We start from the raw sequence: 17,893 nt of genomic DNA on the forward strand, positions 1-17,893 counted from the left end.
AATACATTTATACGAAAACTTGTGTTTTTATATCATATTTTTCCATTTATTAATTAAATTTATAGCATCAATTGGGGTAATATTATTTATATTTAATTCTTTAATTTCTTTTTCTATTTCGCTTTCTTTTGTTTTTTCTTCTATTATGTAGTCATTATTTGTATTGTCATAAAATGGAAGTATATCCTTTGATTTTTGAGTATTTAATTCTATATTTTCAACTTGTATGCCTGCCTCCGTTTCAAGTTTTTTTAATATCTCACTTGCTCTTCTTATAACCTTATTAGGAGCTCCTGCTATTTTTGCTGCATATATTCCGTAGCTTGACTGTGCTGCTCCTTCTGTAACTTTTTTCATAAATATTATTTCATCTTTATATTCTTCTACTAATACTTTATAGTTTTTAACCCCTTCTAAATCTTCAAGCATAGTAAGTTCATGGTAATGCGTAGCAAATAGAGTTTTAGCCTTTTTATTTTCTTCATGAACCAAATATTCTACTATAGCCCAAGCAATAGAAAGTCCGTCATAAGTAGAAGTACCTCGTCCTATTTCGTCCATTATAACAAGGCTTTTGTTGGTACAATGATTAAGTATATATGCTGTTTCATTCATCTCTACCAAAAAAGTACTTTCACCTCTTGCAATATTGTCGCTTGCCCCAACACGAGTAAATATACGGTCAACTATAGATATCTTAGCACTTGCAGCAGGCACAAATGAGCCAATCTGAGCAAGAAGCACTATTAAAGCGGTTTGTCTTAAATATGTACTTTTACCGCTCATATTAGGTCCTGTAATTATAAGCATATGCTCATTTTTGCTGTCTAAATATGTATCGTTTGGAATGAAACTTTCTGTTTTTAGATTGACCTCTACAACTGGGTGTCTTCCTTCTTTTATATCTATTATTCCGTCATCTGTTATTATTGGCTTAACATAATTATCCTCTTTAGCAAGGCATGCAAGAGAAGAATAAACATCTATTATAGAAATTACTCTTGCCATTTTTAATATTGAGTTCAAATATTCATTGGTTTTGTTTCTTACATTAATAAATATATCATATTCTAATGCGTAACTTTTTTCATTAGCTTCATTAATAATATTTTCATACTCCATTAATTTGCTTGTGGTGTATCTTTCACTTCCTATTAATGTTTGTCTTTTGATAAAATCGCTTGGTACTGATGAGGCATTTGCTTTGGTTACTTCTATATAATAGCCTATAACATTATTGTAGCGTATTTTTAAATTATTTATTCCAGTATCTAATTTATAATTATGCTCAAGTTCTGCTATCCAAGAGCGTCCTTCTCTTCTAGCTTCATTGTATTTTTTTAATGTCTCATCATAATCATCTTTTATAATGTCGCCTTCATTTATAACTATTTTAGGTTCTTCCAGTATGGCACGTTCTATCAAATCAGTAATTATTTTTATATCGTTAACCTCTTCAAAGTTTACATCCTCAAAATTATTCATAGCAAGTTCTGTTATAACCTCAAGTGAAGTTACCAAAAATCTTTTTAATGATACTAGTTCTTTAGGGTTAATCCTTGAAAGTGCTAGTTTTGATGCAAGTCTTTCTATATCTCCAATATCCTGAAGCAAATCTCTTATTTTATACATAAACTTTTGATTTTTATAGAAAAACTCTACATTATCAAGTCTTTTATTTATATCATTAATATTTAATAATGGCTCTACTATTATTCTTTTTAAGTATCTTGCTCCCATAGAAGTTTTTGTTCTGTCTATAGTGTCAAACAATGTCATTTTATTGTTATCATTTCTTATTGTTTCTAATATTTCCAAACTTGCTATAGTAGCATAGTCCAAAGTCATTGAATCTTTTCTATTATATAGTTTAATATTAGATATATGTTCAAGTGAAGTTTTTGAAAGTTCTTGAATATAAAATATAGTTGAACCTAAAAGCGATATTAAAAGAGGTTTTTCTTCTATACCAAAACTTTTTAATGACACTGTTTTAAAATGATTAGTTAAAGTTTTGTATGCATAAGAGTATTCAGCAGTATAATTTGCCGTTGTACTATAAAATATATTTGAAAACTTATTTTTTATCTCTTTTATAATTATACTTTCTGAAACGGATTCTATAGTCATAATCTCTTTTGGAGAAAATCTTATAATCTCTTCTATAAGTTCATTAATAATTTCTTTTACAGCTTCATTTTGATTTTCTAAATTAGAGTTTATTTCTGAAGCGTAAAGCTCGCCTGTAGAAATATCGCATATAGATAAAGCTGCATTTTTTTCGCTTTTTGAAACTATTATAGAGGCTAGATAATTATTGCTTTTTGATTCTAAATATTTATTTTCTGAAATAGTACCCGGTGTTATAACCTGAGTAACTTCTCTTTTTACAATACCTTTTGCTGTTTTTGGGTCTTCCATTTGATCGCATATAGCAATTTTCATTCCAGATTTAACTAACTTTGATAAATAGTTATCTATTGCATGATAAGGAACTCCAGCCATAGGTACATTAGCTCTTTTGGTGAGGGTAAGTCCTAATATATCTGACACTACTTTTGCATCATCAAAAAATACTTCATAAAAATCACCCATTCTAAAAAGTAGTATGCTGTCATTATATTTATCTTTAATTTCTTTATACTGCCTCATCATAGGGGTGAGTTTTTGAGTTTCTTCTTTATTATCGCTTCCAAAAAATGTTTCCTGCATTATATTTATCCGTTTATAATTTTTTAATTAGTATAATATATTTTTATTCTTTAATCAAATTTGAATCAAACTATGATTAAAAAATATGAAATTAAAAGATTATAGGCATTAATAAATTGGGTTTTGAAACAAGTATAATGTAGATTTTATAAATATGAATATGCTTTTATATAATTGGCTAATAAAAGAGAAATAATAAATGATAATAATATTATTATAGAAATTATAATAAACATTTGGATTTTAAATGTAAAGAAAATAGTTATTACAATAAAAGATATTATTAATGAAAAAATCAAAGATATTATATAAGCAATATTTACAAATATAAATCTGCTCCAAGGATTCATAAACTTAGATGACATTATATTAAAAACTGATAGTATAGCTGATGACAATAAAGAGTTTGATATACTTAATAAAATAATAATGTATTTAGCTTCATAAAATAAATATAATGATATAAAAGCCGATGTATAGAGAAATGATATTAATAATATATTTGAAATAGATTTAATACTAAAAAAGCGTTTATCTCCATTTATAAAAATTTTTTCTAATATGAAATATACTGTATTAGCTAGTATTATAGAAATAAAATTCATAATAGGAAGAAGTGCGTATATATAATTAAATACTACTGATTTATTAAAAACATTTTTTGTAATTAAAATATATAAAATTAATGATATAACAAAACCAATAAAAGAAAATAGAGTTTTATTTTTAATTTCTTTCTTGTAATTTTTAAAAATATTAGTATAAACTGTACGGGAATTGATAAACATGAATACTGAAAATAAACTAAATAAATATACGGCATTAAATATTATATTTATATTGAGTAATGCTGTTAAATTTATTAAAGCTGATATTAAAGAGATTATTAAATTAACTCTTCCTTTGTATTTATATATTGGAGATGCATATTTGTTCATAATATTATTATATACTTTTTTAAAAGTAAAAATTTTCAGCATATATAATTTTAAGCTGCATAATAAAAATCAATTATCTGAAAAAACCAGCTATATTTTCAATAAATCCTGATATTGCATAGAATATAAAAGATGGTATAGCAACTATAATTATAAGTAGAAGTATAAAAATAGGGTATAATATATCATTAAATATTTTACTAAAAATTAATTTTATATTATATGTAAATCCTCCTTGATATGCTTTTTTTCCATTATTATTTTTTATGTTTTTATCTGCATTATTTTCCATCAAAAGGGATATAACTTTTTTTTCCATATCAATATTTCTATATCTATTATTTTTTTTATATGAAATTTTATGAAGTGCAGTATCTCCGTCATTATTTTGTAAATTAATATTTACTGCGTTTTTTATAAGCATTTCAATAATATCATATTCTTCTGTTCCTATATTATCTCTAGAAAGTATATGGTGAAGTATACCATTTCCGTCATTATCTTGTATATTAATATTTGTTGCTCCTAGATTTATAAGTGTTTCAATTTTATATTTACTATCTGGAACTCCTATAATTTCACTTGTAGAGAATTTAGGTTTACGATGTGAGTCGTAGGACTTACTTACATCAAGTATAAGGCTTTTTCCTGCTTCATTTTTCTCGTTAATATTCATTCCATTATCTAATAAAACTTTTACGAAATTAGAGAAATTATTAGTGCTTAAATTAGGTATATAGTCATACCACTCATAGCTACTATTCGTTATAGAGTAGGTTATATATTCTTTATTGTTTTCCATATTTTCAATTACATATTTAAACTCATCAAGATTTTCAGAATATACTGATTGTGCTAATGCTGATTCTTTATTTGTTGCCGCTAATTTCTTAAAATCTTCACTCACTTGAGCATAAGAAATGCACGAACTGATAATAAATATAATAATGACTTTCATCATAAATCTCTTTTTAATTGCATATTTTTCGTAATTATACGTCATATAGGTATGCTTGTCAAATATATGTTTCATAAATTGAATTTTAGAAAATAATTTTTTTATATATTAATTATAATAATAAACTTTATTTATCTATTTTCGGCGATACATATATATTATTTTTTTTCAATTTAAAAGCAAATGTAATTATAACTATTGCTAAAACTATAAATATAAAAGCCAAAATTAATGTATATTTATTAGGTTCATTTATAATAGTTTGCGATTTAGTATCATAAAATATTTCTGTTTTTGAATTAATTGATAAATTATTATTATTATCTTCTAAATATGAATTGGTAATTATGATATTTTTTCCTTCATATAAAAAACTGTAAACTACATTTGCAAATTTTCTTTTTTTAATAGTGCCGTATTCATAGTGATTTATACTTTCTATATTGGCATCAATTTTTATTATACTGCTGTTATTATTATAAAATCTTATATTAAGAAATATAATTATAAATGCTGCAAATATAAACATTAATCCTATAAAAAAAAGAGTTATTTTATATTTTATTATTTTGTATTTATTATTCATAATAATATATAATAATATATTTTAGTTTTTAAATAAACTATCATTAAGTAAAAAATGATAATTAATTAATTGATTTTTTATATTCTATAGTATAGTATTTTCTATATTGTAAAATAATTAAATAAAAGGATTAGTTTCATGAAAAAGATTTTTTGTTTATCTTTATTATTAATTGGATTTATATTTGCTTCATGTTCTTCTTCCAATAATAATGACAATGAAGGATTATTTATCAATGTAGGACCTGAACCAAAAACAATAGACCCAATTTTAAATATAGCAGCAGATGCTTCAGTTTATATAGTTCATGCTTTTGAAGGGCTTGCTTCTAAAGATAAAAATGGTTTAATAACTGCAGGTGCGGCAGAAAGATGGGATATAAGCGATGATGGACTTACATATGTATTTCATTTAAGAACTAACGGCAAATGGTCTGACGGTACACCATTAACTGCAAATGACTTTGTATATTCTTGGCAAAGGGCAGTTGATCCTAAAACGGCAAGCGAATACAGTTATCAGTTTGAGCCTGTAAAAAATGCTATGTCCATTAATGCTGGAAAAATGGAATTGAATACTTTAGGAATAAAAGCTATTGATGATTATACTTTAGAAGTAACATTAGAAAAACCTACTGCTTATTTCTTGGAATTAACTGCTTTTCCTACATTCTATCCAGTAAAAAAAGATATAATAGAACAATACGGTGAAAGTTGGACTATGAAGCCTGAAACTTATATAGGAAATGGTCCTTATGTAATGATAGAGAGAAACATTGATAATAACATAGTAATGACAAAAAATACTAATTATTGGAATTATTCTTCTTTAGTTCCTGAAAAAATTACTTTTGTACTTATGGATAATGCCGCAGCTTCTGTTGCAGGTATTAAAGAAGGTTCTTTGCATTTTTCTGACAGAGTGCCTGCTCAGGATATTGATACTTTGAGAGCCGAAGGGCTTTTGCAGTTAGTAAACCGTTTGGGAACATACTATTATGCTGTTAATCATACTAATGATGTTTTAAAAGATGACAGAGTGAGAAAGGCATTATCACTTGCTATAGACAGAAACTATATAGTTGACAATATAGTTAAAGCTGGTACTCCTGCAGGAGCTTTTGTACCTTATGGGGCCCCTGATGTTAATGGCGATTTTAGAGAGGTAGGCGGTGATTATATAAGTGTAAAAGCTGAAGACTATCAAAAAAATGTAGAAGAGGCTAAAAGATTAATGGCAGAAGCAGGATATGCTAATGGAGAAGGTTTTCCAGTACTTCAGTTTTTAGTAGATTCTAACAGAGAGATTCCGACCTTTGAAGCAGTACAGCAAATGTGGAAAGAGCATTTAGGTGTTGACAGTACCATAAGTCAGCAGGAATGGGCCGTATTTTTGCAGACTTTATATACAGATAAAAATTATCAAATAGGAAGAAGCGGCTGGACAGCAGATTATAATGATCCTATGACATTTTTAGGAATGTTTTTAAGCTACAGTCCCCAAAACCATGCATTATTTACAAATAAGGAATATGACAGTCTTCTTCAAACTGCCATGAATACAATAGATCAAACTGTCAGAATGGATGCTATGCATAAGGCTGAAAAAATATTTATGGATAATGATGTTATAATACCTTTATATTTTTATGCTACTCCTACATTGATAAGCCCTAAATTAAAGGATATTGTTTTTGACAGCTTAGCTATGCATAAGTTTTTCTATGCTTATATAGAAAAATAATTTTTATTTTATAAAAATTTATAAAAATAACTGCAGTAGTACAAAATTACAACTGCAGTTATTTAATAAAATTTACTTGACTTAATACTTTCTTTTAAGAATTTATTATCTAAAATAAAATTATAATATAATTTTTTTAGTATTAACTACGAAACTAATAATGGAGTAATTTAATATGTATGTAGAAAATGTTCACATAAAGAATTTTACTGTATTCAGAGATTGTAGAATAAATTTTTTTAATGGAATATGTCAATAACATAATTGTTTTTATTGAAGTAAAAAATTATAATAAAAAATATTTGGAACTTGAAACAGAAGAAGAAAAAATAATTTCTTTTCAAAATTTGCGTATAAAAAACAAGAAGATGGATATTCTTATACTTATGATTGTATACAAAAAGCAAGAGATACATTTATAAGAGAATATTCATCAAATAGATTAGGATTAAATATACATTATTATGTTATTGTTTCTATGCCTAACAATATTCCAAAGTTTATATTAAGAAATATGCGTAAAGATTTGGAGCGTAACTTACCTATTTTTTCAAATATCGATAGATCATTATATATTAATCAGTTTATACACACTTCCAACGTTTTAACAGAATATTCTTGGAATAATTATATAAAAAACATATTGGGTATTGAAGTTAATTTTTATTAGAAAATATTATTTGAAATTAACATAATAATAAAATTCGCTTGATTTAATAATAATTTATGATAATGTTATAGCGATTTTATTATATTTTAATAAAAAAAATAAAAATTAGAGGATTATATGAACACTAAATACATATTTGTAACAGGCGGTGTTGTATCTGGTTTAGGCAAGGGTATAACAGCAGCTTCACTAGGAAGACTTTTAAAGGCTAGAGGATTAAGCGTAACTATACAGAAATTTGACCCTTATATAAATGTAGATCCAGGTACTATGAGTCCTTTTCAGCATGGTGAAGTTTTTGTTACTGATGACGGAGCGGAAACTGATTTGGATATAGGGCATTATGAGAGATTTATAGACGAGAACTTAAATAAATACAGCAATGTTACTACTGGTAAAATATATCAGCATGTTATAAATATGGAAAGAGAAGGTAAATACTTAGGAGAAACTGTTCAGGTTATACCTCATATTACTAATGAAATAAAAAGAAGAATATACAGAGAAAATGATACTAAAAAAACGGATATAGTGATTACTGAAATAGGAGGAACTATTGGAGATATAGAGTCTCTTCCTTATATAGAAGCTATAAGACAGGTGAAAACACAGTTAGGTCAGGATAATGTACTTTATATACATGTAACTTTAATACCTTTTATAAAATCTTCAGAGGAAATCAAAACAAAACCTACTCAGCATAGTGTTAAAGAACTTATGCAAAGCGGTATCATACCTGATATTGTAGTTTGCAGAACTAGTCAGCATTTGCAGGAGTCGCATAAAAAAAAGATAGCATTATTCTGTAATGTACCTAAAGATAATGTGTTTGAAAACTTTGATGAGCCTAATATATACGGAGTGCCTTTAATGCTTGAAGCTCAGGGACTTTCTGATGTGGTATGCAGACATTTTAAATTAGAAACTGCTAAAATAGATTTAACTAATTGGACTGATTTGGTATGTAAGCAGAAAAATATAGCTATACAGAATGATAAAGTGAAGATTGCTATAGTAGGAAAATATGTTTCTATGAAAGATGCTTATATTTCTTTAACAGAGGCATTAAATCATGGCGGAATATACAATGATGTTAATGTTGATATAGATTGGATATCTGCTGAGGATTTAGAAGATATTGAAGATATATCAAAATATTTTCAAGGTGTTCATGGACTTATTATACCGGGAGGATTTGGCGAGAGAGGACTTGAAGGTAAAATAGAAGCTATTAAATATGCTAGAGAAAACAAAATACCTTATTTCGGAATATGCTTGGGTATGCAGCTTATGAGTGTAGAGTTTGCAAGAAATGTACTACAACTTGAAGATGCTAATACTATAGAAGTTAATGAAAATGTTAAAAATCCTATTATTACGCTTATGGAAGAGCAGAAAAAAAATATATTAAAAGGCGGTACAATGCGTCTTGGTGCTTTTGACTGTGATATAAAAGAAGGAAGTTTGGCACATAAATTATATGGAAAAACTACTATAAGTGAAAGACATAGACATAGATATGAGTTTAATAATGCATATACTGATAAAATGGAGAAAGCAGGATTTATTATCACAGGAAAATTAAAAAATGGTAATCTGGTTGAAATAGCAGAAGTAAAGGATCATCCTTATATGATAGGTGTTCAGTTCCACCCAGAATTAAAATCTAGGATTACCAATCCGCATCCTTTGTTTGTAGGATTTATAGAGGCAGCTAAAAAATTTAGAAAGTAAAAATTAATATTTTTATAAATAGGCATGCTTACAAATTAGCATGCCGTTTTTTATATATATTTTGTTGAAAATGAATTTTTGAAATTTAAAATATTTACTTGTATTTAAGAGTTCTTTATATAAATTTTTAGTTATATGTTAATATCATTTAAAATCTTTATAGAGCATACTTGGCTGAACATCGGTATTATTTTGATATTTACTGCTAGTATATTCTTCATATTCTCCGTCTATAGTGTGATAATAAAGCTGGGCTATCTCTACATTAGGATATATGATAATAGGTTTTATGCAAAATATTTCCAAAGTCCAATATCCTGCAAAACCTACATCTCCGAAACCAGCTGTAATATGAATAAATATTCCAAGTCTTCCTATAGATGAACGTCCTTCTATCATAGGTACATAGTTTTTTGTATTTGTATATTCAAAAGTGCGTCCGAGATATAATTCATTAGGCTTTAATTCATATCCGCTTTCTGGTATTATTATTTCTTCTGCCTCATTGGGTTTTTTCATATCAAGAACTTTGTCTTTATATACTAAAAGTTTATTATGAAGTCTTACATTATAGCTGTTTGAATTTAATTGTTTTCTATTAAATGGTTCTATTATTATATCTTTACCTATATTTTTTTCTATTTGAAGCCCAGACAAAATCATCTATCTTTATCCTATATACAGTATTTTATTTTAGAAATTATAATTATTTTCTTTATTTTTCGGTATTATTATAGTATAATTTACTCACTAAAATAAAACTATGGAGTTATTATGATATCTATAAATTATAAAAATGTGTTGTCTTTTTTAAGAGAACATGAATTGGAATATTTATCTGACTTTGCAAAATATGCTAATGAACTTTTAGAAAATAAAAAGGGTGCTGGTAATGATTTTTTAGGCTGGGTTGATTTACCTGCAGAAGCTTTAAAAATGGTTAGTGAAATCGATAACTTGGCTAAAGAAATAAGAGAGAATGCTGAAGTATTGGTTTCAGTTGGTATAGGAGGTTCTTATTTGGGAGGTAAAGCTGTAATCGAATCATTTTTAAATCCTTTTGCTCAGGCTAAAAAAGGTAATACTCAGGTGGTATATGCTGGTCATAATATGAACGGTGAATATTTTAAGCATTTACTCGATTATTTGGAAGGCAAAGATTTTTATATCAATGTAATATCTAAAAGCGGTACTACAACTGAACCTGCTATAGCTTTTAGAATGCTTAAAGAATATGCTGAAAAAAGATACGGAAAAGAAGGAGCTTCTAAAAGAATAATAGCTACTACAGATAAGGCTAAAGGAGCTTTAAAAACATTATCCAATGAAAATAAATACAGAACTTTTGTTATACCTGATGATGTAGGCGGAAGATATTCTGTACTTACTCCAGTAGGACTTATACCTATTGCCGTTGCTGGTATAAATATAGAAGAGTTTGTTAAAGGTTTTGATGCTATGGCTAAATTAACTAAAGAAATGGATTATAAGAAAAATCCTTCTATGTTATATGCTATGCTTAGAAATGCACTTTATACTAAAGGATACAGTACAGAAATAATGGTTAATTATATACCTAGAATGCATTATATATCAGAATGGTGGAAACAATTGTACGGAGAAAGCGAAGGTAAAGATAAAAAGGGAATATTCCCTGCTTCTGTTGATTTTTCTACTGATTTGCATTCTTTGGGTCAGTTTATACAGGACGGTAAAAGAGGATTATTTGAAACTGTTATAAGAGTTGATAAAGAAGATATTGATTTAAAAATACAAAAAGAAGCATCAGATTTAGACGGACTTAATTATTTAGACGGAAAATCTTTGCATGAAATAAATAAATCAGCATTAGAAGCTACAGTATTAGCCCATGTTGACGGAGGCGTACCGAATATAATAGTAGATATTGATAAAATTACTCCTTTCACTATAGGAGAGCTTTTGTATTTCTTTGAAAAAGCATGCGGTATATCAGGTTATATGCTTGGAGTTAATCCGTTTGACCAACCGGGTGTAGAAGAGTATAAGAAAAACATGTTTGCTATGCTTGGCAAAAAAGGCTATGAAGAGATGGGTAAAACTTTAAGAGCAAGATTAGAAAAATAATAATATTGTATTATAAAAGAAAGAGGCTTTAATATATAAAAGCCTCTTTTTTATTTGTTAAAATAACTCTTTAACAATATCAGGGTATTTCACTATTTCTATTTTTTTATTTTCCGGAGTATTATCAAATTCTGTTGTATGTACTTTTATAGGATTTATCTGCCTTCTTATATATTCTATGACACTCTCTGAAACGAATACATCTTTTTTTATATTTATGACTATAAAAGGAACTTTGAATCCTCTTGTGTGGAATAATTCTACTTGTTCTAAAGATGTATGTATAAGATTGGAATCATACTCTATAACAGGTATTATATGCACTTCATTTTCTTTTTCTATATCAAGTATCAAGTCCATAAAGTTATAGTTTTCTTTTATAGGGCAGTAGAGAGATAATGATTCAAAAACCATATAATCATAGATATTTTTATTTTCATCTATCAAGTCAGTAATATCTCTTTCATCAATTTTTGTATTAATACTATGCATGGGAGATATATTTCCATTTGCAGCATAAGAAACAAATATTTCTGAAGCTTTTAGATTAGTAGTATTTTTTATATATTCGCAGTCAAATAATTTATTGTCTCTTACTTCCATAACAAAAGGTTTGTAATAGCATACTTTCTTATCAAACATTTTTAATGATGATACTATATGAGAGGAAAGATAAGTTTTTCCTACATGGTTTTTATCAGATATAATACAAAATATTTTCATCAAACACCCTTAAAATTAAATATATTTTAAATATCTTTAACAGAAGCTTTAATTTTATATTTTATTTTCTCTCCCGCTTTTAATGATATTTTTTTACAGCATACTATTGTGGAGTTTTGATAATTCATTTCAAGTTTATCAACAGCATCGGATATAGTATAGTTAGGCATATACAAGAATGAAGTTTCTTCACTGCTTTCTATCATCACATTTATTTTTATGTATCCTTCATCAGCCATAGCAAAAGAAGTACCTGTATACTCACCAATATCAGAAAGATTATCTGATATTCTCACCCCTCCGCCTATATAATATCTGTCTTTTTCCTGTCCTGCAAGAAGTGTTATATTATTTTCTAATGCATATATAAACTCTGTATCTTCATTAGATTTATTTTCAATAATAACATCAAGAGAGAAAGTACCGTCATTATTTATTACGTATCTTTTTATCAAATGAACATCTTTACCATTAGCTTTTGAAGTTTTTTCAAAAGAAACTGTAGCATAATCTTTATTAATGAGATTTTCTAGTATATTGTAATACTCTTCATAAAATGATGCATTCTCTTCATATTTTAATAATTGGAATTCTTCTGCAGTAGGCATTTTATTTAAGAAGTGATCTACTCCGAAAACTTTTTCATTTTTATCAAATACTAAATATTTAGCTATTTTTTCATCAACTTTTTTTGCTATTTCATGTATGGATACATGTTCATTGCCGTTATTATTAGTATCTGCATTTTTCATAGCCTCTATATGATAAGCCTCTTTTCTTCTTTTTAGACAGTCTATTAAATTTATAGGATTTTCTTTTTTTATATCCCATTCTATTATAGAGCCGCTTAAAGAATGCAAAATGAAATCGGCACTTTCTGATGAAATCATAACTTCATCTCTTCCGTCCATATCAAAATCCATATTATGACTTAAGAAATGTTTTCTTCCATATACTTTTTCTAAAGATATTGTTGTTGCTTTTATTAGATTGGCATATGTTTCATGTCTTAAATTATTTAAATAAAGTCCTCCAAATGTACCATGCCAATAAGGGCAGTTGCATTGTCCTTTTAATAAATAGTTTAAAGCAATTTCTTTTTCTTTGTAGTTGGATTCTGTAATTTCGCCTATAAGATTGGAAGTAAATATCATTCTCTTATTCATTCTGTTGCTTTCAGAATATTTATAAAAATAATTTCTCCAAAATCCGCCTCTCATAAATCTAGTTATTATTTCATTATTTTCATCTTTTTTAAGCTCTTGCTGTTTTTTATGGAATTCATACTGAGTTTCAGCAGGAAGTACCCAAGTAAGCATTTCTTCATAAGAGCCTGTAGGTATATATATTTTTGAAACAGGTGCATGACGCTCCATATATTCACTGTATGTTGTTGTTATGATAGTATCTTTTTCTTTTGTAAGTGCTTCAAAGAATTTTTCAAGCCATTTATCTTCATATACCCATTTTTGAGTACCAGGCCAATCCCCGTATTTTTCTCCGTCATCGTGCAAAACTACAACTCTGTTTCCATCTTCTGTTGCTATTGATTTTAAATACTCAATAGATTTTTCTACGTCTCTAAAAGGTATAAGGTAGCGAAGTTCTTGTGATATAGGAAATATATTAAGTTTATAGCTTTCATTATCAGTAATAAAATATCCGAACATATTTTTTGTGTCTATTCCTGTAGTTAAAAACTGAGAATCATCAAGCATTATATATTTAATACCGTTTTTGGCTAAATTTTTAACTAATGTAGGCTCCCATACTCTTTCAGCAAGCCAAGCTCCTTTAGGTGTTAAATTAAATTTATCTTCTATATATTCATTTAATCTTTTTATCTGTATGTCTTTATCTTTATCAGGTATTGAAGGCATTATAGGCTCATAAAAACCGCCGCTTTGAAGTTCTATTCTATTATCATCTGCCAATTTTTTTAATGCTTCTATATGTTCTGGGTGATGTTTTTCTATCCATTCTAACAGACAGCCTGTATAGTGAAAATTAAATTTTATATCTTTATATTTTGTGAGTATATCCAAAAAAGGTTTATATGCTTTTTGGTATGTGCTTTCAAATACAAAGTCAAAATTACCTACTGGCTGATGATTATGATTGCCTAGTATTAAGTTAATAGTTTTCATTATTATGCCCTGCCTGATTAAAAATTTATTACTTATAATTTCGTAATAATAGAAATTTTAATTAACATAATTCTATACTAAATAATGCTTTTTGTAAAGTCACTATTATATTTATAGTATTACTTCAAACAGTATTGACTTTATTTTTTTATGATTTAAAATATACGATTATCAAAAATAGGCTATTTTTAAAAAATAATGTTTTTGATAAAATTTATTATTTTGGGAATTTTTTATGTGCGGAATAGTTGGATATATAGGACATAATGATAATGCTATTAATATATTAATGGAAGGACTTTCATCTTTGGAGTATAGGGGATATGATTCTGCAGGTATATCTATAGTTGATTCAAAAAATGATATTATAACTTTTAAGGCAGAAGGAAAACTCGAGAATTTGAGACATATTGTTCAGGATAATATATCCTCAAATATAGGAATAGGTCATACTAGATGGGCAACGCATGGGGCTCCTTCTGATATTAATGCCCACCCGCATTTTACTGAAAGGCTTTCTCTTGTTCATAACGGTATTATAGAAAATTATAAAGATATAAAAAAAGATTTAGTAGCTAAGGGATATAAATTCCTTTCTGAAACTGATACTGAAGTGGCGGCAAATTTAATAGATTCATTATATGATGGTGATCCTCTAATAGCTATAAAAAAAGCAGTTAACATAATAGAAGGATCCTATGCTTTTGCTATAATATTTAAAGATGATATTAATAAAGTATATGCTGTAAGAAAGTCAGCTCCTTTAATAGCAGCATTGGGTCATAATGAAAACTTTTTAGCTTCTGATATACCAGCAATATTGAAATACACTAATAAATACATTCTAATAGAAGAAAATAATATTGCTGTTTTGGAAAGAAACAAAATAAATATATACGATGAAAACTTAAAAGAAATTGATTATAAAATACTTGAGGCCAATTGGACTGTAGAGCAGGCAGAGAAATGCGGATATGATCATTTTATGCTTAAAGAAATTAATGAACAGCCTAAAGCACTTCTTGATACTATAGAGCCTAGAATAGTTCAGGGTGTTCCGGATTTTGAAAGGGACGGTATAACTGATAAAAGTTTTTGGAAGTTTTTTGATAGGGTTTATATAGTAGGCTGCGGTACTTCTATGCATGCTGCTATGATAGGAAAAAGGCTTATAGAAGATAATTGCAGAATACCTGTAGAATGCGAAATAGCTTCTGAGTTTAGATATAAAAATCCTATACTAACAGAAAAAACTTTATCAATATTTATATCACAGTCTGGAGAAACTGCTGATACTTTAGCAGCTTTGAATTTGGTTAAAGATAAAGGATACAAAACTTTAGCTATAGTAAATGTTAATGGATCTTCTATTGCTAGGAATGCTGATTATGTGATATATACTTATGCAGGACCTGAAATATCAGTAGCTTCAACAAAGGCTTATTCTGTACAGATGGCCATAATGTATTTAATAACTTTTAAGATAATATTAGAGAGAAAAATAAAAGATAATGATTATATAAAACTTCTTATAAAAAATTTGCTTAATACTATAGACTCTATAAAAGATGTGCTTAATATGAGCGATGCTATAAAAGATTTATGTATAGATTATAAAGAAGCAAGCAGTATATTTTTTATAGGGAGAGATTTGGACTATTATCAGGTTATGGAAGGGGCTTTAAAAATGAAAGAGATTAGCTATATTCACTGCGAGGCATATGCAGGAGGCGAGCTTAAACATGGTGCTATATCTCTTATAACCGATAATACTCCAGTTGTGGCATTGGCTATACAGGAGAAAATATTAAGTAAAATGATAAGCAATACAAAAGAGGTAATATCTAGGGGAGCTAATGTTCTTTTATTTGCCAAAGAAGATATTGATATAGATAAAGATGCCTACAGAAAAATAGTATATCTTCCGAAAGTAGAGGATATGTTTATGCCTATAGTGTCTATAGCAGCATTACAATTATTAGCTTATCATACTGCTGTTATAAGGGGATGCGATGTAGATAAGCCTAGAAATTTGGCTAAGAGTGTAACTGTAGAATAGTGTTTTTGTGTTTTAATTTAGTATATGCCTAAACAAATATAGTTTGTAATATTTGGCTAAGTGTACATAGTGAGCATTCTGAGTGTATTTGTAAAGGTAGATTAAATTTTATATATTACAATACATTTAATATGTATTTTTTTAATATAAAGTTATAGCAATTGCATTTTATGCGAAGTGTGCCGACGAAGTACTCCTGCGGCTGAAGGAAGTACAGTTAGGTATGTCGTTGGCAAAAACTTGCGTGTGCGGTAAAAAAGTTAATAATTTCTATGAAAAGTGCATCAGTTGATAAAATAAAATTGTTCCAGTATATACTAAATTTAATAATTTATTTCATATGTAAAATATAATTTAGTATTATTTTTAGACTTGCACTTTTTTGGCTCTTTGGGAGAAGTATGCCGTTCTATGTGCCATAGATAAGCGAATCTGGAAAAAATTAATAAAAAATTGATAAACTTAAAAGTTTAACGAATTTTTTAAAATCTATAAGAAAGCGGTACAAGGCTTTATTTTTATTGCAAGACAAAATACAAGCAGGAATCAAACTATTTGAGAGATAGTTTTTCACACTTGTACCGCATTTCAAGCTTATTAAAATTAAAGAACAATTACTGTTATTTTTCTTCTGAGCATACAACTCTTTTGAAGATAGTATTATACTTCTATCCACTTTCATATTGATTCCTTTAATGCTTCAAAAGTTTCTCAGGCTTTTGTTTTTGATGCATTTTATAATTTGTCTTGCGTTAACTAATATACACAAAATAATTTTAAAGTCAACAAAATAAAAAAAATTTTTAAAACTAATTTTTTAATAAAATAAATTTGATTTTTTAGTAGGTAGGTGGGTAGGTTTGTATGCAGTTTTTGGCACATTTCTTGCAGTAGGTTAACTACTACTACTTACCTACCTACTTTTTAACTTTCTTTTTGATTTAAAGATTTTAAAAATAAAAAATTAGAAAACATAGTTATCTAGTATTTATAAAAAAGCCGTGTTTTTGAAGTTTTTTAATCAGGCATACATAAATCTATATTAAACCTAAAAAAGCCCTAAAAACAAGCCTCTACGCTTCAAATAAAACCATTCAAATCAAAAATCAAAACTCAATTTTTAATGATGTTATCGCAATAGCATAAATTAAAAATTAAAATAGCTCCTAATAGAAAAAAGGCAGTAAATAAAATCATAATTTTTTATAGTAAAGTGTGCAAAACGTGCATGTTCATTTCGAGCATCTTAACTAGTAAAGTGTACAAAGCGTGCATGTTCATTTCGAGCATCTTACCAGTAAAGTGTACAAAGTGTGCATGTTCATTTCGAGCATCTTACCAGTAAAGTGTACAAAGTGTGCATGTTCATTTCGTGCATCTTACCAGTAAAGCGTACAAAGTGTGCATGTTCATTTCGTGCATCTCATAAAAAATACCAAATCAATTATAAAAAGTTAAATCAAAAAGTTTTTATTCTTCAGGAATATATTATTTATAAATATCATAATATAGTATGG

General features: G+C 27.4%; 12 protein-coding genes. 5 read left to right on the plus strand and 7 right to left on the minus strand.

Annotated features, from left to right (window positions below; genetic code table 11):
- Window positions 1–27 precede the first annotated feature (27 nt).
- The 4 genes from mutS to BMUR_RS11215 form a co-directional block, all read right to left on the minus strand.
- Window positions 28–2,712, minus strand: a complete 2,685-nt coding sequence (gene mutS / locus BMUR_RS11200) for a DNA mismatch repair protein MutS (RefSeq protein WP_013114677.1) — start codon at window positions 2,710–2,712, stop codon at window positions 28–30.
- A 146-nt stretch (window positions 2,713–2,858) separates the two neighbouring features.
- Entirely contained in the window at window positions 2,859–3,650 is a 792-nt protein-coding gene (locus BMUR_RS11205) for a hypothetical protein (protein WP_013114678.1), read from the minus strand.
- A 73-nt stretch (window positions 3,651–3,723) separates the two neighbouring features.
- Window positions 3,724–4,608 (minus strand): ankyrin repeat domain-containing protein, encoded by an 885-nt coding sequence (locus tag BMUR_RS11210; protein ID WP_041750012.1) that lies wholly within the window; start codon window positions 4,606–4,608, stop codon window positions 3,724–3,726.
- A gap of 127 nt (window positions 4,609–4,735) precedes the next feature.
- Complete coding sequence (locus BMUR_RS11215; RefSeq protein ID WP_232473669.1) at window positions 4,736–5,137, minus strand: hypothetical protein; 402 nt, start codon at window positions 5,135–5,137, stop codon at window positions 4,736–4,738.
- Between the two features lie 195 nt (window positions 5,138–5,332).
- On the opposite strand from BMUR_RS11215, the gene BMUR_RS11220 reads away from it, so the two are divergent.
- The 3 genes from BMUR_RS11220 (at window position 5,333) to BMUR_RS11230 (ending at window position 9,341) form a co-directional block, all read left to right on the plus strand.
- On the plus strand, window positions 5,333–6,937 hold the full coding sequence (locus tag BMUR_RS11220; RefSeq protein ID WP_013114681.1) for a peptide ABC transporter substrate-binding protein: 1,605 nt from the start codon (window positions 5,333–5,335) through the stop codon (window positions 6,935–6,937).
- A gap of 478 nt (window positions 6,938–7,415) precedes the next feature.
- Entirely contained in the window at window positions 7,416–7,607 is a 192-nt protein-coding gene (locus BMUR_RS15065) for a hypothetical protein (RefSeq protein ID WP_013114682.1), read from the plus strand.
- Between the two features lie 117 nt (window positions 7,608–7,724).
- The gene (locus tag BMUR_RS11230) at window positions 7,725–9,341 is read left to right on the plus strand and encodes a CTP synthase (protein WP_013114683.1); all 1,617 of its coding nucleotides are present in this window, start codon (window positions 7,725–7,727) and stop codon (window positions 9,339–9,341) included.
- A 144-nt stretch (window positions 9,342–9,485) separates the two neighbouring features.
- Here the strand turns inward: BMUR_RS11230 and dcd are convergent, their stop codons facing one another.
- Complete coding sequence (dcd, locus tag BMUR_RS11235; RefSeq protein WP_013114684.1) at window positions 9,486–10,004, minus strand: dCTP deaminase; 519 nt, start codon at window positions 10,002–10,004, stop codon at window positions 9,486–9,488.
- Window positions 10,005–10,115: 111 nt separating this feature from the next.
- On the opposite strand from dcd, the gene BMUR_RS11240 reads away from it, so the two are divergent.
- On the plus strand, window positions 10,116–11,447 hold the full coding sequence (locus tag BMUR_RS11240; protein WP_013114685.1) for a glucose-6-phosphate isomerase: 1,332 nt from the start codon (window positions 10,116–10,118) through the stop codon (window positions 11,445–11,447).
- Window positions 11,448–11,504: 57 nt separating this feature from the next.
- Here BMUR_RS11240 and bioD read toward each other — a convergent pair whose 3' ends face one another.
- Both bioD and BMUR_RS11250 read right to left on the minus strand, forming a co-directional pair.
- On the minus strand, window positions 11,505–12,170 hold the full coding sequence (gene bioD, locus BMUR_RS11245; RefSeq protein ID WP_013114686.1) for an ATP-dependent dethiobiotin synthetase BioD: 666 nt from the start codon (window positions 12,168–12,170) through the stop codon (window positions 11,505–11,507).
- A 26-nt stretch (window positions 12,171–12,196) separates the two neighbouring features.
- A complete protein-coding gene (locus BMUR_RS11250) occupies window positions 12,197–14,317 on the minus strand; it encodes an alpha-amylase/4-alpha-glucanotransferase domain-containing protein (protein WP_013114687.1) in 2,121 nt (706 codons plus the stop codon).
- Window positions 14,318–14,552: 235 nt separating this feature from the next.
- On the opposite strand from BMUR_RS11250, the gene glmS reads away from it, so the two are divergent.
- A complete protein-coding gene (glmS, locus tag BMUR_RS11255; RefSeq protein ID WP_013114688.1) occupies window positions 14,553–16,376 on the plus strand; it encodes a glutamine--fructose-6-phosphate transaminase (isomerizing) in 1,824 nt (607 codons plus the stop codon).
- The last annotated feature ends 1,517 nt before the right edge of the window (window positions 16,377–17,893 follow it).

Source organism: Brachyspira murdochii DSM 12563 (assembly GCF_000092845.1).
GTDB classification, from domain to species: Bacteria; Spirochaetota; Brachyspiria; order Brachyspirales; family Brachyspiraceae; genus Brachyspira; species Brachyspira murdochii.